General features: G+C 56.2%; 16 protein-coding genes. 10 read left to right on the forward strand and 6 right to left on the reverse strand.

The features are described 5' to 3' along the window. Positions 1-91 precede the first annotated feature (91 nt). Both yidA and IM294_RS14740 read right to left on the reverse strand, forming a co-directional pair. Positions 92-904, reverse strand: coding sequence for a sugar-phosphatase (yidA, locus tag IM294_RS14735; protein WP_047363227.1), 813 nt, complete (start codon positions 902-904; stop codon positions 92-94). Between the two features lie 114 nt (positions 905-1,018). Further along, positions 1,019-2,044 carry an NAD(P)-dependent alcohol dehydrogenase gene (locus tag IM294_RS14740; protein ID WP_126818356.1) on the reverse strand — a complete coding sequence of 342 codons (1,026 nt, stop codon included), beginning with the start codon at positions 2,042-2,044 and terminating at the stop codon, positions 1,019-1,021. Between the two features lie 109 nt (positions 2,045-2,153). Between IM294_RS14740 and IM294_RS14745 the strand changes: the two genes are divergently transcribed. Then, entirely contained in the window at positions 2,154-3,089 is a 936-nt protein-coding gene (locus tag IM294_RS14745) for a LysR family transcriptional regulator (RefSeq protein WP_126818355.1), read from the forward strand. 34 nt (positions 3,090-3,123) lie between these two features. Here IM294_RS14745 and gyrB read toward each other — a convergent pair whose 3' ends face one another. From gyrB to dnaA, 4 genes are read right to left on the reverse strand one after another with little or no spacing between them, the layout of a single operon-like run. Continuing rightward, complete coding sequence (gyrB, locus tag IM294_RS14750) at positions 3,124-5,535, reverse strand: DNA topoisomerase (ATP-hydrolyzing) subunit B (protein ID WP_028014934.1); 2,412 nt, start codon at positions 5,533-5,535, stop codon at positions 3,124-3,126. 28 nt (positions 5,536-5,563) lie between these two features. Continuing rightward, on the reverse strand, positions 5,564-6,637 hold the full coding sequence (gene recF, locus IM294_RS14755) for a DNA replication/repair protein RecF (protein ID WP_045260850.1): 1,074 nt from the start codon (positions 6,635-6,637) through the stop codon (positions 5,564-5,566). After that, the gene (gene dnaN, locus IM294_RS14760; RefSeq protein ID WP_008500170.1) at positions 6,637-7,737 is read right to left on the reverse strand and encodes a DNA polymerase III subunit beta; all 1,101 of its coding nucleotides are present in this window, start codon (positions 7,735-7,737) and stop codon (positions 6,637-6,639) included. The genes recF and dnaN overlap by 1 nt, the downstream gene beginning before the upstream one ends. 4 nt (positions 7,738-7,741) lie before the next feature. Further along, the gene (gene dnaA, locus IM294_RS14765) at positions 7,742-9,136 is read right to left on the reverse strand and encodes a chromosomal replication initiator protein DnaA (RefSeq protein WP_126818354.1); all 1,395 of its coding nucleotides are present in this window, start codon (positions 9,134-9,136) and stop codon (positions 7,742-7,744) included. 599 nt (positions 9,137-9,735) lie between these two features. On the opposite strand from dnaA, the gene rpmH reads away from it, so the two are divergent. From rpmH to IM294_RS14810, 9 genes are all read left to right on the forward strand, one after another. Then, entirely contained in the window at positions 9,736-9,876 is a 141-nt protein-coding gene (gene rpmH, locus IM294_RS14770) for a 50S ribosomal protein L34 (RefSeq protein WP_000831330.1), read from the forward strand. A gap of 16 nt (positions 9,877-9,892) precedes the next feature. Continuing rightward, on the forward strand, positions 9,893-10,252 hold the full coding sequence (rnpA, locus tag IM294_RS14775; RefSeq protein WP_014072458.1) for a ribonuclease P protein component: 360 nt from the start codon (positions 9,893-9,895) through the stop codon (positions 10,250-10,252). Beyond that, positions 10,216-10,473, forward strand: coding sequence for a membrane protein insertion efficiency factor YidD (gene yidD, locus IM294_RS14780; RefSeq protein WP_001307474.1), 258 nt, complete (start codon positions 10,216-10,218; stop codon positions 10,471-10,473). The genes rnpA and yidD overlap by 37 nt, the downstream gene beginning before the upstream one ends. A gap of 2 nt (positions 10,474-10,475) precedes the next feature. Then, complete coding sequence (yidC, locus tag IM294_RS14785; protein WP_028014931.1) at positions 10,476-12,119, forward strand: membrane protein insertase YidC; 1,644 nt, start codon at positions 10,476-10,478, stop codon at positions 12,117-12,119. 72 nt (positions 12,120-12,191) lie between these two features. Continuing rightward, positions 12,192-13,556 carry a tRNA uridine-5-carboxymethylaminomethyl(34) synthesis GTPase MnmE gene (mnmE, locus tag IM294_RS14790; protein WP_048961460.1) on the forward strand — a complete coding sequence of 455 codons (1,365 nt, stop codon included), beginning with the start codon at positions 12,192-12,194 and terminating at the stop codon, positions 13,554-13,556. Positions 13,557-13,667: 111 nt separating this feature from the next. Beyond that, entirely contained in the window at positions 13,668-14,843 is a 1,176-nt protein-coding gene (locus IM294_RS14795) for an MFS transporter (RefSeq protein WP_045260851.1), read from the forward strand. Continuing rightward, complete coding sequence (gene yidZ, locus IM294_RS14800) at positions 14,812-15,783, forward strand: HTH-type transcriptional regulator YidZ (RefSeq protein ID WP_028014928.1); 972 nt, start codon at positions 14,812-14,814, stop codon at positions 15,781-15,783. The genes IM294_RS14795 and yidZ overlap by 32 nt, the downstream gene beginning before the upstream one ends. Positions 15,784-15,905: 122 nt before the next feature. Next, the gene (locus IM294_RS14805; RefSeq protein WP_047366738.1) at positions 15,906-16,652 is read left to right on the forward strand and encodes a 4'-phosphopantetheinyl transferase superfamily protein; all 747 of its coding nucleotides are present in this window, start codon (positions 15,906-15,908) and stop codon (positions 16,650-16,652) included. A gap of 36 nt (positions 16,653-16,688) precedes the next feature. After that, positions 16,689-17,255 (forward strand): NADPH-dependent FMN reductase, encoded by a 567-nt coding sequence (locus IM294_RS14810; protein WP_003861147.1) that lies wholly within the window; start codon positions 16,689-16,691, stop codon positions 17,253-17,255. Positions 17,256-17,274 lie beyond the last annotated feature (19 nt).

Genomic DNA, 17,274 nt, shown 5'->3' on the forward strand with positions numbered 1-17,274 from the left:
TACAATCAAGATCACAAAAAGAACAATTCGATAAATACAGGGCAAAAAAAAGCCCCGATTGATAACCGGGGCTGATAATTAAAAATAAGCGTTACTGCAGCACAAACTTCTCGATCGCGTAGGCAACGCCATCTTCCAGGTTAGATTTTGTGACGAAATCAGCCACCTCTTTCACCGAAGGAATGGCGTTATCCATTGCCACGCCAACGCCCGCGAATTCAATCATCGCGATGTCGTTCTCCTGGTCGCCGAGCGCCATGATTTCTTCCTGCTTAATCCCTAACGCATCAGCAAGTGATTTCACGCCGGTGCCCTTATTGACGCGTTTATCGAGGATTTCGAGGAAGTACGGCGCACTTTTCAGCACGGTGTACTTCTCTTTTACCTCTGCCGGAATGCGCGCGATGGCTTTATCCAGGATCTCCGGCTCGTCAATCATCATCACCTTCAGGAACTGCGTCGCCGGATCCATTTTCTCGGCTTCACAGAACACCAGCGGAATGGTCGCAACGTAGGATTCATGCACCGTGTAGTAGCTGATATCGCGGTTGGCGGTGTAGAGCGTATTGCGATCGAGCGCGTGGAAGTGGGAGCCCACTTCACGGGACAGTTTTTCGAGGAACAGGTAGTCATCATAGCTCAGCGCAGTTTGCGCAACCGTGCTGCCGTCTGCGGCTTTCTGCACCAGCGCGCCGTTATAGGTGATGCAGTAATCGCCCGGCTGATTCATGTGCAGCTCTTTCAGGTAGCTGTGTACGCCCGCATATGGACGCCCCGTGGTCAGAACCACATTCACGCCCTTCGCTCGTGCGGCGGCGATCGCGTTTTTAACGGCAGGAGAGATAGTGTGGTCTGGCAGCAGCAGCGTGCCGTCCATATCGATTGCAATGAGTTTGATAGCCATGAGTTCCCCGGGATAAATGAGTGCTACCTCATGCTAACGCGATTAAGCACACAAAAATAGAGCTACATTGCGCAACAGAAACACCCCTTTTACGCTTACCCGGGGAATGACGACTTACTCGCGGGTGAGAACGATTTTACCGAATGCGCCGCGATCCAGATGTTCAAAGGCCTGTTCAAGCTCGTTAAAACGGTAGCGATGCTCAATCACCGGCTTCAGTCCCGTGACGTCAACAGCACGGACGAAATCCTCCAGCGCCCGGCGGTGTCCCACGCCAATCCCCTGAATGACGGGGGATTTCAGCAGCAGCTCACCAGCAGGCAGCGAAATGTCAGTCCCGGCCAGCACGCCAATGACGGAGATACGTCCGTGAACGGCAACGGCACGCAGGGAATGCTTCAGGTTTTCCCCTCCTACGGTTTCGATAATATGGTCGATGCCGCGATCCTGAGTCAGCGCCAATGCTTCTTCAGCCCAGTCACTTTTCAGGCGGTTGACGCCCTGACTGGCGCCCAGTTTTTTGGCGAGCGCCAGCTTTTCATCGCTCCCGGACGTGACAATAACCTCTGCGCCGTGCGCTTTTGCAATTTGCAGGGCGAAAATCGCCACGCCGCCCGTCCCCTGTACCAGCACCGATTGCCCGGCGCGGAGCTGACCCCGCTCCACCAGCGCGAACCAGGCGGTAAGCCCTGCGCAGGGTAACGTGCTGGCCTCTGCGTCATTCAGAGTTTCCGGAGAGGCTACCAGCGCGTTTTCATTTACAACCACATATTCGGCCAGCATTCCCTGGAAATAGCCGCCGGACGTTTTGTAGGGCAAATCACGCGCGTCTGCCTGCGGCTTGCCGTCGATCCACTCCGGGAAGAAGGTTGAAATGACGCGAGCGCCGGGTTTGAAACGCGTGACACCTTCACCTACGCTGTCCACCACGCCCGCCATGTCAGACGCCGGGGTGAACGGGAAGGAAAGCGGAATCGGCATCGTGCCTTCGATGACCATTTTATCGCGATAGTTGAGCGCAACGGCATTCACCCGCACACGAATCTCACCGGGGCCTGGCTGTGGAACCGATTCATGAATGAGTTTGAGATTCTCGCGCCCGAGGGCGTTCATTGACCAGCGCTGCATTGTCTCTGTCATTTTTTTCTCCTGCCATCAGATAAGCTTCAGTAATGACAGTCTACCGTTGACTCCTCGTCACCAGTGGCGATAAGTTTTCTCTTCATTGACGCCTGAATGGATACAAACCGTGACCGATACGCTGAAAGATATTCCTGTTTTTGTCGCTGCCGTGGAGGCAGGAAGCTTTGCGCAGGCCGCAGTTCGCCTGCACCTGTCGCGCTCTGCGGTGGGTAAAAGCATTGCTCGACTTGAGGAACGTCTGGGAGTGCGGCTGTTTCAGCGCACCACCCGCAGCCAGCGGCTCACCGATAACGGCGCCCTGTTCTACGAGCGCTGCCTGCGCGCGCTGGAGGAGATCAGGAGCGCGGAATCCCTGCTGGAAACGGGGAAACATCAGATCAACGGCCGGCTTCGTGTTGCCATGCCGGTGCTGTTTGGACGCCAGTGCGTCGCGCCGCTGCTGATTGAACTGGCGCAGGAACACCCTGGGCTTGAGCTTGAAATGTCGTTCAGCGACCGCGTGGTGGATCTGGTCGAGGAAGGCTTCGATATGGCGGTACGTAACGGCACGCTGCAGGACAGCAGCGTGCTGGTGGCCAGAAAGCTGGGAGAACACCGCATGGTCCTGTGCGCCTCGCCCGACTATCTGCAAAAAAGAGGTCATCCAGACGCTGTGGATGATTTATCCCGGCACTCGGCCATTAACTATCTGCGCGCAGGCCGCGTGCTATCCTGGCAGCTTATGGACAGCGACGGAACGCCGCGCACGTTTATGCCGCGGTCATCACTCAATATGGATGATTTGCAGGCCATCTGCGACGCGGCGGTGACCGGGCACGGCATTGCCTGGCTCCCCTGCTGGATGGCCATCAAAGAAATTCATCAGGGAAAGCTTGTCCCGCTCTTTAAGCAGGCGCCGGATGTCCATTTTGACGTCCATGCCGTCTGGCAACAGACGCCGTACCTGCCCCTGAGGGTAAGAATGGCCATAGATGCGCTGGCGAGCCGTTTACCGGCGGCGATGTCGCTGGACATTCCTGCGCCCATAAAAAAGCCGCGCTAAAAGCGCGGCCAGTTTTCATGCGGGATAGCGACTGTTAAATATCGATATTCGCCGCTTTCAGCGCGTTCTCTTCAATGAACGCACGACGTGGTTCTACCGCATCGCCCATCAGGGTCGTGAACAGCTGATCCGCTGCAATCGCGTCTTTAACGGTGACGCGCAGCATGCGGCGGCTTTCCGGATCCATGGTGGTTTCCCACAGCTGATCCGGGTTCATTTCGCCCAGACCTTTATAACGCTGGATAGACAGACCGCGACGGGATTCTTTCACCAGCCAGTCCAGCGCCTGCTCGAAGCTTGCTACCGGCTGACGACGCTCGCCACGTTCGATGAAGGCATCGTCTTCGATCAGGCCGCGCAGCTTCTCGCCGAGGGTGCAGATACGGCGGTATTCCGGGCCGGTCACGAATTCGTGCTCCAGCGGGTAGTCGGTGTCGACGCCGTGAGTACGCACGCGAACAATCGGCTCAAACTGCTGTGCCGCATTCTGTTGAACGTCGAACTTCCACTGGCTGCCGTGCTGCTCTTTCTCGTTCAGCTCGCTCACCAGGGTATTCACCCAGCGGGTCACGGCCTGCTCGTTGCTCAGATCGGCTTCGGTCAGGGTTGGCTGATAGACCAGCTCCTTCAGCAGCGCTTTTGGATAGCGGCGTTCCATACGGCCAATCATTTTCTGCGTGGCGTTGAATTCGGAGACCAGACGCTCCAGCGGCTCGCCTGCCAGTGCCGGCGCGCTGGAGTTCGCGTGCAGGGTCGCGCCATCAAGGGCGATCGCGATTTGGTATTGATCCATCGCGTCGTCATCTTTGATGTACTGTTCCTGCTTGCCTTTCTTCACCTTGTACAGCGGCGGCTGGGCAATGTAGACGTGGCCGCGCTCAACGATTTCAGGCATCTGACGATAGAAGAAGGTCAACAGCAGCGTACGGATGTGCGAGCCGTCGACGTCCGCATCGGTCATGATGATGATGCTGTGATAGCGCAGCTTGTCCGGGTTGTACTCGTCGCGGCCAATGCCGCAGCCGAGCGCGGTGATGAGCGTCGCCACTTCCTGAGAAGAGAGCATCTTGTCGAAGCGCGCTTTCTCAACGTTGAGGATTTTACCCTTCAGCGGCAGGATCGCCTGGTTCTTACGGTTACGGCCCTGCTTCGCAGAACCGCCCGCGGAGTCCCCTTCCACGAGGTACAGTTCAGACAGTGCCGGGTCGCGTTCCTGACAGTCAGCCAGCTTGCCCGGCAGGCCTGCCAGGTCCAGCGCGCCTTTACGACGGGTCATTTCACGGGCTTTACGCGCCGCTTCACGGGCACGTGCCGCATCGATAATTTTGCCCACCACGATTTTCGCATCGTTCGGGTTTTCCAGCAGGTATTCGCTCAGCAGTTCGTTCATCTGCTGCTCAACCGCCGATTTCACCTCAGAAGAAACCAGCTTGTCTTTGGTCTGTGAGGAGAACTTCGGATCCGGCACCTTCACGGAGACCACGGCAATCAGGCCTTCACGGGCGTCATCACCGGTGGCGCTGACTTTCGCTTTTTTGCTGTAGCCTTCTTTGTCCATGTAGGCGTTCAGGGTACGGGTCATCGCCGCGCGGAAGCCCGCAAGGTGAGTACCGCCGTCGCGCTGTGGAATGTTGTTGGTAAAGCAGTAGATATTTTCCTGGAAACCGTCGTTCCACTGCAGCGCCACTTCCACGCCGATACCGTCTTTTTCGGTGGAGAAGTAGAAGATATTTGGGTGAATTGGCGTTTTGTTCTTGTTCAGATACTCAACAAACGCCTTGATACCGCCTTCGTAGTGGAAGTGGTCTTCTTTATTGTCGCGTTTGTCGCGCAGGCGAATAGAGACGCCGGAGTTCAGGAACGACAGTTCACGCAGGCGCTTCGCCAGAATGTCGTACTCGAATTCAGTGACGTTGGTGAAGGTTTCAAGGCTCGGCCAGAAACGCACCATGGTACCGGTTTTATCGGTATCACCGGTAACGGCCAGCGGGGCTTCAGGCACGCCGTGCTGATAGATCTGACGGTGAATTTTGCCTTCGCGCTGAATAACCAGCTCCAGCTTTTGCGACAGGGCGTTTACTACGGAAACGCCTACGCCGTGCAGGCCGCCGGAAACCTTATAGGAGTTATCGTCGAACTTACCGCCTGCGTGCAGTACGGTCATGATCACTTCCGCAGCCGATACGCCCTCTTCCGGGTGAATACCGGTCGGGATGCCACGGCCGTCATCGGTAACGGAGACGGAGTTGTCCGCATGGATGGTGACCACGATGTCTTTACAGTGACCCGCGAGCGCTTCGTCGATAGCGTTATCTACCACCTCGAATACCATGTGGTGCAGACCGGTGCCGTCATCCGTGTCGCCGATATACATACCCGGGCGCTTACGCACCGCATCCAGCCCTTTCAGGACTTTGATACTGGAGGAGTCATAAGAATTCGACATCAACGTTTCTCGCTCATTTCAACTTGGGTTAATCCGTTATTTTACCCTTTTCCACGGTAAACATCTTCGAATTTTCGTCCGACATGTCCATAACGTGTTCAGCGCTAATGGCGCTGACGAAAACCTGCGACTGCGTGGCTTTTAAGCGGCTGGCAAGCAGCCCGCGCCGCGCGTCGTCAAGTTCCGAGGCAAAATCATCTATCAGGTACAGGCAGCGTCGTCCGCTCTCGCGGGTGAGGAACTCCCCCTGCGCCAGGCGTAGCGCGCACATCAGGAGCTTGAGCTGCCCGCGCGACAGCGTGTCTTCCACCGGCGCACCGTCGGCACGAATGCGGAAATCCGCCTTGTGCGGGCCGTGCGCGGTGTAGGTCAACATGCGGTCGCGCTCGAAGCTTCTCTCTAACACCTCGGCATAATCCGTCTCTTTCTCCCAGCCACGCTGGAAGGAGAAGGTGAGAGAGAACTCGGGTAAAAACTGTTTGCAGGTGTCGGCCATATCTTCGGCGATACCCGCGCTGTATTCGGCACGCCAGCGGCTGATCTGTTCCGCAAGAGGGATGAGTTCCATGTCCCACGGACGCAGCTGGGCGTAGCGCGTGACCTGGCGCAACGCGGCGTTACGCTGTTTAAGCAAACGCTTCAGGTTGCTCCAGGCGTTAAAGAAACCGGCTTCATTGTGAAAGCATCCCCAGTCGAGGAACGCTCTTCTGTATTTGGGGCCGCCGTTGAGTAAAGTAAACCCCTCGGGCGTAATCAGCTGCATTGGCATCAGCAGCGCCAGCTCCGCCACCTTATGGCCGTCGGTGCCGTCGATGCGCACCTTGCTATCGCCCTGCTTGTCTTTGGTCAGGCCGATGGCAGTTTCCCGCTCTGCGCCCTGCAAACGCCCGTGCAGAACAAAGGATTCCTGCTCGTGGCGAATGACGCGACCAATCTGCAAACTGCGAAACGCCCGGCCATGGCCGAGCGTATAGATGGCTTCCAGCACGCTGGTTTTGCCGCTGCCGTTCGCGCCAACCAGGAAGTTAAAGCCGGGGGATAAAGCGAGATCCGCGCTTTCGATATTGCGAAAGTCGCGGATCAACAGACGGGTGAGCGACATTACAGTCTCATTGGCATGACAACATAAGCCGCGCTTTGGCTGGCCGCATCTTCAATCTGTACGCTCGAAACGGAGTCGGTCAGCAGAATGCGCACATTCTCGCATTTCAGTGCATTGAGCACATCCAGCACGTAGCTGACGTTGAAGCCGATTTCCATCTCAGCCCCGGCGTAGGTGACGTCCAGAATCTCTTCTGCCTCTTCCTGCTCCGGGTTGTTGGCGGTGATTTTGATCTGGTTTTCACTCACGTACAGGCGCACGCCGCGGAATTTCTCGTTCGAGAGAATGGCCGCGCGGGCAAACGCCTGCTTGAGGCTATCGCAGCCCGCTTCCAGCGTTTTGTCCGGGTTCTTCGGCAATACGCGGCGATAATCCGGGAAACGGCCATCAACCAGCTTCGAAGTGAAGACAAAATCGCCCACGTGGGCACGGATATTATTGCTGCCAATCTGCACCCGCAGCGGCGTGTCACCGCCGTCGAGCATACGCATCAGTTCAATCACGCCTTTACGCGGCACGATCACCGAATGATTCGGCAGCGAGTCGCCAATCGGCATGGAACAGACCGCCAGACGGTGGCCGTCGGTGGCGACGGTACGCAGCTCTTCACCTTCGGTTTCGAACAGCATGCCGTTTAAGTAGTAACGAACGTCCTGATGCGCCATGGAGAACTGCGTGGCTTCAATCAGACGCTTCATCGTCGCCTGCGGAAGAGTGAATTCAACTTCACTCTGCCAGTCGTCCAGGTTCGGGAAGTCCGCAGCGGGCAACGTGGAGAGCGAGAAACGGCTGCGGCCAGAGCGCACCAGCATGCGGTCGCCCTCCAGCTGCACGGCGATTTCAGCGCCTTCCGGCAACCCGCGGCAGATATCAAAGAATTTACGTGCCGGAACCGTGGTCGCGCCCGCGTCGTGCGGCTGCGTCAACGTAACGCGCGCGATCATTTCCATTTCCAGATCTGTACCGGTCAGCGACAGCGTACCGTCCGCGACCTGAAGCAGCAGGTTTCCGAGAATAGGCAGCGTTGGGCGGCCGCCTAATGGGCCACTCACCTGTTGCAGCGGTTTTAATAAATGTTCACGTTCAACGGTAAATTTCATAGCGTCACGATGATAATGTTCTGATTAAATTGGAAAAATCTTCTTTTATGTCGTGGCTTTCTTCGCGTAACTGCTCAATCTTGCGACACGCGTGCAGCACGGTCGTATGGTCACGGCCACCAAACGCATCGCCGATTTCCGGCAGACTGTGGTTGGTTAACTCCTTTGCCAGCGCCATCGCCATCTGACGCGGACGCGCCACCGAGCGGGAACGACGTTTAGACAGTAAATCTGCCACTTTGATCTTGTAGTACTCAGCCACCGTCTTTTGAATATTGTCGATGGTGACCAGTTTTTCCTGCAATGCCAATAAATCGCGCAGTGCTTCACGCACAAAATCGATGGTGATCGCACGACCGGTGAAGTTGGCATTGGCGATAACGCGGTTCAGCGCCCCTTCCAGCTCACGCACGTTGGAACGCAGGCGCTTGGCGATGAAGAACGCCACTTCACCCGGCAGGCGGATGTCGTTCTCATCGGCTTTCTTCATCAGGATCGCGACGCGGGTTTCCAGCTCAGGTGGCTCGATCGCCACGGTAAGGCCCCAGCCGAAGCGGGATTTCAGACGATCTTCAACGCCGTTGATCTCTTTAGGATAACGATCCGAGGTCAAAATGATCTGCTGATTACCTTCCAGCAGAGCGTTGAAGGTGTGGAAAAATTCTTCCTGCGATCGTTCTTTATTGGCAAAGAACTGGATGTCATCGATCAGCAGCGCGTCAACGGAACGGTAGTAGCGTTTAAACTCTTCGATCGCATTGTTTTGCAGGGCTTTTACCATGTCCTGAACGAAGCGCTCGGAGTGCATATACACCACTTTCGCGTTGGGCTTGCGCGCCATAATGCCGTTACCTACCGCATGCAGCAGGTGGGTTTTACCGAGACCCGTGCCGCCATACAGGAACAGCGGGTTGTAAGCACCGCCGGGGTTATCGGCAACCTGACGGGCTGCCGCGCGCGCCAGCTGGTTCGACTTACCTTCAACGAAGTTATCGAACGTGTGTTTCACGTTAACGTTAGAGCGGTAGGTTGGCTCTGCGGGGGCAGGGACGTTATCCCAGCCCTGACGAGCAGGTGCAACGCGTGGCGTCGGAGCCGGAACAGCCTGAGCGGGCGCGGCTACATTTACGGTTTCACGAACGGTTTGGGTGACCGGCTTTGTGCCCACTTCAAAACGCAGCTGTGGGACATCTGACCCGCAAAAATCGTTCAGCAGGCCATTGATGTTATTAAGGTACTTGTCTCTTACCCAATCGAGCACAAAACGGTTTGGCGCATACAAAGCCAGCGTGTTATCGCTCAGCTCCGCCTGCAACGGGCGGATCCACATACTGAATTCTGTGGCTGGTAACTCATCCTGCAATCGGGCAAGACACTGCTGCCAAAGCGAAAGTGACACGGCGGACTCCACTCGAACAATAAAAGAAAACTATTGAATATTCATGATTGTTGGCGCACATCGACATGACCCTGTGTAAAGGGGGACGTGCGAATTGCTATCTGCAATTTATCCTGACCAGGATCCTGGGATCCCGATCGGGACCGCGGATCATAGCGTAAACTGAGCCAGAGATCTTCTGTTTCTCACAGATTCTTCCCGATTTATCCACAGGAAGATCCGAAACCGGGTAAGTGTAAACGATCCTGGCGCGAGTGCCCCGCGATTTAGCCCGCATATTGGAAAATTTAATGAGCAGCGACAATTTATTGCTTAAATGATCTAACGAAGATCCGGGACGATCCTTGCGCTTTGTTGGCGAGGCCGTATAATCCTCGACCCGGCGCGTGATGCTCATCTTCCTGCGTCGTCCGTTGCTCATTTTCCACGCGAAATCGTGCGGAAATACGCGGGAAATAAGGAAAGAGAATTGACTCCGGAGTGTACAATTATTACAATCCGGCCTCTTTAATCACCCACGGCTTCGGCGTCCGTCATTCGAAACTCGGTCGGGCATCCGCAAAAGTCATGAATTTTTTCAAGTTTAGGTAGAAATCGCCATGAAACGCACTTTTCAACCGTCTGTACTGAAGCGCAACCGTTCTCACGGCTTCCGTGCTCGTATGGCTACTAAAAATGGTCGTCAGGTTCTGGCACGTCGTCGTGCTAAAGGCCGCGCTCGTCTGACCGTTTCCAAGTAATAAAGCTAACCCCTGAGTGGTTAAGCTAGCATTTCCCAGGGAGTTACGTTTGTTAACTCCCACTCATTTCACTTTCGTCTTCCAGCAGCCACAACGGGCTGGCACGCCGCAAATCACCATCCTCGGCCGCCAAAATTCGCTGGGGCATCCCCGCATCGGTCTCACAGTCGCTAAGAAAAACGTTAAGCGTGCGCATGAACGCAACCGGATTAAACGTCTGACGCGTGAAAGCTTCCGTTTACGTCAGCACGAACTGCCTTCTATGGATTTCGTGGTGGTGGCTAAAAAAGGGGTTGCCGACCTCGATAACCGTGCTCTCTCGGAAGCGTTGGAAAAATTATGGCGCCGCCACTGTCGCCTGGCTCACGGGTCCTGATAGCCCTCATTCGGGTCTATCAACGCCTGATTAGTCCGCTACTCGGGCCGCACTGCCGTTTCACACCAACATGCTCAAGCTACGGAATTGAGGCATTGCGCAGGTTTGGAGTGATAAAAGGCAGTTGGTTGACGGTGAAACGCGTATTAAAATGCCACCCTTTACACCCCGGTGGAGACGACCCCGTCCCCCCAGGACCTTTTGATACCAGAGAACACTAACGATGGATTCGCAACGCAATCTTCTTATCATCGCTTTGTTGTTCGTGTCTTTCATGATCTGGCAGGCATGGGAGCAGGATAAAAATCCTCAACCCCAGCAGCAGACCACGCAGACCACGACCACCGCAGCGGGTAGCGCCGCCGACCAGGGCGTACCGGCCAGTGGCCAGGGGAAACAGATTACGGTTAAGACCGATGTGCTTGAGCTGACTATCAACACCCGTGGTGGTGATGTTGAGCAGGCGCTGCTGTTGACCTACCCGAAAGAGCTGAAGTCTAACGAACCGTTCCAGTTACTGGAAACCACACCGGAGTTCCTGTATCAGGCGCAGAGCGGCCTGACCGGTCGTGATGGCCCGGACAATCCGGCTAACGGTGCGCGTCCACTGTATAACGTCGAGAACGACACCTTTGTACTGGCCGATGGCCAGAACGAACTCGTTATCCCGATGACCTACACCGACGCGGCAGGCAACACCTTCACCAAAACCTTCACCCTGAAACGCGGTGAGTATGCGGTGAACGTGGGCTACAGCGTACAGAACGCCGGTGCGAAACCGCTGGAACTGTCTACCTTCGGTCAGCTGAAGCAGTCCATCAATCTGCCGTCACACCGTGACACCGGAAGTAGCAACTTTGCGCTGCATACCTTCCGTGGCGCGGCGTACTCCACGCCTGATGCGAAGTACGAGAAATACAAATTCGACACCATTGCCGATAACGAAAACCTGAACGTCAGCTCCAAAGGCGGTTGGGTCGCAATGCTGCAGCAGTATTTCGCGACCGCGTGGATCCCGAATAACGACGGTACGAATAACTTCTACACCGCGAACCTGGGCAACGGTATTGCAGCCATCGGCTACAAATCACAGCCTGTTCTGGTTCAGCCGGGTCAAACCGGTAAGCTGGCAAGCACCCTGTGGGTCGGCCCGGAAATCCAGGACAAAATGGCCGCTGTTGCGCCGCACCTGGATCTGACCGTTGATTACGGCTGGTTGTGGTTCATCTCTCAGCCGCTGTTTAAGCTGCTGAAGTTCATCCACAGCTTCCTGGGTAACTGGGGCTTCTCTATCATCGTTATCACCTTCATCGTTCGTGGCATCATGTACCCGCTGACCAAAGCGCAGTACACCTCCATGGCGAAGATGCGCATGCTGCAGCCGAAGATTCAGGCAATGCGTGAGCGTCTGGGCGATGATAAACAGCGTCAGAGCCAGGAGATGATGGCCCTGTATAAAGCAGAGAAAGTGAACCCACTGGGTGGTTGCTTCCCGCTGCTGATTCAGATGCCAATCTTCCTTGCGTTGTACTACATGCTGATGGGTTCCGTTGAGCTGCGCCACGCGCCGTTCGCCCTGTGGATCCATGACCTGTCCGCACAGGACCCGTACTACATCCTGCCGATCCTGATGGGCGTGACGATGTTCTTCATCCAGAAGATGTCGCCAACCACCGTGACCGACCCGATGCAGCAGAAGATCATGACCTTTATGCCGGTCATCTTCACCGTGTTCTTCCTGTGGTTCCCGTCAGGTCTGGTGCTGTACTATATCGTCAGCAACCTGGTGACCATCATCCAGCAGCAGCTGATTTACCGTGGTCTGGAAAAACGTGGCCTGCATAGCCGCGAAAAGAAAAAGTCCTGATTCGGTAAGATAACGCTAAAATAAGGGCGGTCGATTGACCGCCTTTTTTATTTGTATTGAACGAGAGCAACCATGAGCCATAACGACACTATCGTCGCCCAGGCAACCCCACCGGGACGCGGTGGTGTAGGCATTCTGCGCATCTCCGGCCTGAAGGCGCGCGAGGTGGCTGAAGCGGTGCTGGGTAAATTGCCAAAGCCGCGCTACGCTGATTACCTGCCGTTTAAAGATGCCGACGGCACGCCGCTGGACCAGGGCATTGCGCTGTGGTTCCCCGGCCCGAACTCCTTTACCGGCGAAGACGTGCTGGAACTTCAGGGCCACGGCGGCCCGGTTATCCTCGACCTGCTGTTAAAACGTATTCTGACCCTGCCTGGCCTGCGCATTGCGAAGCCGGGCGAGTTCTCCGAACGTGCCTTCCTCAACGACAAGCTCGACCTGGCACAGGCCGAGGCGATTGCAGACCTGATCGACGCCAGCTCTGAACAGGCGGCCCGCTCCGCCCTGAACTCGCTGCAGGGCGCGTTTTCCGCACGTGTGAATCACCTTGTGGAAGCACTTACTCACCTGCGAATCTATGTCGAAGCAGCTATCGACTTCCCGGATGAGGAGATCGACTTCCTCTCTGACGGTAAAATCGAAGCCCAGCTGAACCAGGTGATGAACGATCTCGACGCGGTACGCGCCGAAGCGCGTCAGGGCAGCCTGCTGCGTGAAGGGATGAAGGTCGTCATTGCTGGTCGCCCTAACGCCGGAAAATCGAGCCTGCTGAACGCCCTGGCGGGCCGTGAAGCGGCGATCGTAACCGACATAGCCGGGACCACCCGCGACGTGCTGCGCGAGCATATCCACATCGACGGGATGCCGCTGCACATTATCGACACCGCGGGCCTGCGCGATGCCAGCGACGAGGTTGAGCGCATCGGTATCGAACGCGCCTGGCAGGAGATTGAGCAAGCCGACCGCGTGCTGTTTATGGTGGACGGCACCACGACCGACGCCGTCGATCCGGCGGAGATTTGGCCGGACTTTATCGCCCGTCTGCCGGCGAAACTGCCGATCACCGTGGTGCGTAACAAAGCGGACGTGACCGGCGAAACGCTGGGCATCAGCGATGTGAATGGTCACTCACTTATTCGCCTGTCGGCGCGGACCGGTGAAGGAGTGGACGACCTGCGTAATCATCTCAAGCAGAGCATGGGCTTTGACACCAGCATGGAAGGTGGCTTCCTGGCACGTCGCCGTCACCTGCAGGCGCTGGAAGAGGCGGCACGCCATCTTGACCAGGGCAAAGCGCAGCTGATTGGTGCGTGGGCGGGTGAACTGCTGGCGGAAGAGCTGCGTCTGGCGCAGCAGAATCTGAGCGAGATCACCGGGGAGTTTACGTCGGACGATCTGTTGGGCAGGATTTTCTCGAGCTTCTGTATTGGTAAATAGTTTCCGCTAATTGATGGTGATTTCCTCTCAGGAAATCACCATTGTCCAAATGGCAACTCGCTTTAACCCTTTTCACCCCCTATTCTGCATGCCTGCATTTATGGGGGGTTTATGGCGCGTTTTCTGTTTTGTAGTTTCGCATTAGTTCTGCTTTATCCGTCGGGTATTGATATGTATCTGGTGGGATTACCGCACATCGCCCGCGATCTGGGTGCCAGCGAAGCGCAGCTGCATATCGCGTTTTCGGCCTACCTCGCAGGAATGGCGTCGTCGATGGTCTTTGCCGGGAAGATCGCGGATAAGGCTGGCCGTCAGCCCGTCGCAATAACCGGAGCCATCATCTTTGCCCTGGCCTCTCTTCTCTGCTCACAGGCACAGAACAGCACCTTGTTCCTGGCAGGACGGTTCATCCAGGGCATTGGTGCCGGCGGCTGTTACGTGGTGGCGTTTGCTATTTTGCGCGACACCTTAAGCGCCCAGCGCCGTGCTAAGGTGCTCTCCATGCTGAACGGGATAACCTGCATCATTCCGGTGCTGGCACCGGTTGTAGGCTATCTGATCATGCTGAAATTCCCGTGGCAGAGCCTGTTCTGGACCATGGCTGCAATGGGCGCCCTGGTCTTTGTGCTGTCGATCGCCGTACTGAAAGAGACCCACCCGGGCTCGCAGAATCCCAGCCATACCGCGACCATTCATCCGGCAGAGAAACTTCTCAATCGCTTTTTCCTCAGCCGTCTGGCCGTAACCACGTTAAGCGTGGCGGTGATCCTGACGTATGTAAACGTTTCCCCGGTTTTGCTGATGGAGACTATGGGTTTCGATCGCGGTGAGTATTCCACGGTAATGGCATTAACCGCTATGGTCAGTATGGCCGTCTCATTTTCTACCCCCTTCGCGCTGAATATCTTCCGCCAGCGCACGCTGATGCTGACCTCTCAAGTACTGTTTCTCGCCGCAGGTGTGGTTCTGGCAACCACCAGCTCGCATGCGCTGATGCTGGTGGGCATTACGCTCATCTGTGCCGGGTTCTCGGTTGGCTTTGGCGTGGCGATGAGTCAGGCGCTCGGCCCGTTCTCGCTGCGGGCAGGCGTGGCAAGCTCGGTGCTGGGGATTGCGCAGGTCTGCGGCTCGTCTCTGTGGATATGGCTGGCGGCGGTCATCGGACTTAACGCGCTCAATATGCTGATCGGGATTCTGATTGGCTGTAGCATAGTCTGCATCACCTTACTTATGGTCATCCAGCCCGCGGCACAGTATGAAGAAGCCCATCAGCAGTCTCGATCTTAACCTGTTGCTTTGCCTGCAGCTTTTGCTGCAGGAGCGCAGCGTCACCAAAGCCGCGAAGCGGATGAACGTGACGCCGTCGGCGGTGAGTAAATCGCTGGCCAGGCTGCGCGACTGGTTTGACGACCCGCTGTTTGTCAAAACGCCGTTAGGGCTGCTGCCTACGCCGCTGACGGTCAGCCTGGAGCAGGATTTGGCCGACTGGATGCAGATTGGCAACCAGATCCTCGATAAATCTCACCATGATTCGCCTGGCGGGCTGACGTTTGTGCTGGCCGCCGAAACGCCGCTGATGCTCATCCGCTTTAACGCCCTGCTTGAGCAGGTGAACCAGCGTTATCCGCAGGCGACGGTGAAGATGCGTCACTGGGATTACGACTCGCTGGACGCCATTACGCGCGGGGAAGTGGACGTTGGCTTCACCGGTCGCGAAACCCACCCGCGCTCGCGTGAACTGCTGAAGCTGATGCCTTGGTTTATCGACTACGAAATCCTGTTTAGCGACCGTCCATACGTCTATTTGCGTGAGGACCACCCCGCTCTGCAGGAGGAGTGGAATCTGGAGACCTTCCTGCGCTATCCCCATATCAGTATCTTCTGGGAACGGAGCGACACCTGGGCGCTGGATGAGGTGCTAAAAGAGATGGGGCGGGAGAGAAACATTGCCATGTGTTTGCCGGGCTTTGAGCAGTCGATGTTTATGGCGGCGCAGCCCGGCCATAACTATATCGCCACGGCTCCCCACTACTGTCGCCACTACAATGAACTCCACCAGCGGAAGCTGATCGCGCTTCCTATTCCCATTGACGAAGCGCAGGCTGAAAAGCTGACCGTTCCCTTCACGCTGATCTGGCATAAACGGAACAGCCATAATCCGAAAATCCTCTGGCTGCGGGAGACCATCAAGGCGTTGTACGGTGGCAGCGATCCAATTTTTGCCTAAGAAAATGTAAAGTTCGGCCTTCAGGCTTCTCTTACTCCGATTTACTGATTAAAACAGGAGCCAAGTTAAGCGATAATCATGTAACCGTTTAACCGATTACGACCATTATCAAGGAGCGAAAAATGGCAACGCACTTTGCAAGAGGGATACTTACAGAAGGACGTCTCGTATCGGCCAGACTCTCTTCAGCCTGTCACAGTGAGGCGCTCAAACTCCCCGAACACCGCAGGACGCGGTTTTTAGCCTCGAGAGCACTTCTCGCAGAACTGCTGTTTATGCTGTACGGCACCAGCGAACTGCCGGAGATCGTCACGCAACCAGAAGGCCGCCCGGTCTTTGCTGACCCGGAACTCCCCCGTTTTTCCATTGCCTATACGGGCAATATCATTGGCGTGGCGCTGACCACCGAAGGGGATTGCGGGCTGGATATGGAGCTTCAGCGTGCGACGCGGAGCTTCCACGGCGCAAGCCCGCACGATGACTACCCGCTCTCCAGTAATGAGAAGCTGTGGGTACGCAACCAGAACGACTCCGTCGAGGCCAGAGCCCAGCTCATCACCCTGCGCCAGAGTATTCGCAAGCTCTGCGGATGCGCTTCAGACGACGCCAGCCTGTTGCAATTGTTGCCCGGCTCCGGACGCCTGCGTGCTGCTAAAGCTACGCTTGTAGAGGCGCTCAGCGATGCAGAAGATGTGTTGATATGGTCTGTTGCAGTTAGCCCAGCCATCGAACGGCTAAAGATTTGGGAATTTGACAGTAAAGAGGGATGGAGTAGCCTTCCGGATGTGCCCGAGCGCGCCAACGAGCCCGCCGCACGCCTGATGCGTTTAACCAGTTTACCGGCAGAAAAAGCATTTACCCATAGCTGATCCAATCAGGGTCATCATGATGAAACAGGAGTAATCATGTCTGATACGTTGAAAGTAGTTACGTTACTGGGAAGCCTGCGCAAAGGTTCATTTAACGGAATGGTTGCCCGCACGCTGCCGCAGTTGGCCCCGGCAGGTATGGAAATTAGCGCCCTGCCATCTATTGGCGATATCCCGCTGTATGATGCAGATGTCCAGCAGGAAGAGGGGTTCCCGCAGAGCGTGGAGGCGATAGCCGAGCAGATCCGCCAGGCCGACGGTGTGGTCATTGTCACGCCGGAGTATAACTACTCGGTTCCGGGTGGCCTGAAGAACGCGATTGACTGGTTATCCCGTTTACCGGAGCAGCCGCTGTCTGGCAAACCGGTGCTGATCCAGACCAGTTCAATGGGCGCGATTGGTGGCGCACGCTGCCAGTATCACCTGCGTCAGATCCTGGTGTTCCTGGATGCGATGGTGATGAACAAGCCGGAATTTATGGGCGGTGTGATTCAAAACAAGGTTGACCCGCAGACGGGTGAAGTGGTGGATCAGAGCACGCGTGACCATCTCTCTGGCCAGCTGACCGCGTTTGGGGATTATATTAAGCGGGTGAAGGCGTAAGCCGGAGCGGCTTGGTGCC

The sequence above is a fragment of the Enterobacter cloacae complex sp. P43RS genome, assembly GCF_014930585.1.
Classification (GTDB): Bacteria; Pseudomonadota; Gammaproteobacteria; order Enterobacterales; family Enterobacteriaceae; genus Enterobacter; species Enterobacter bugandensis.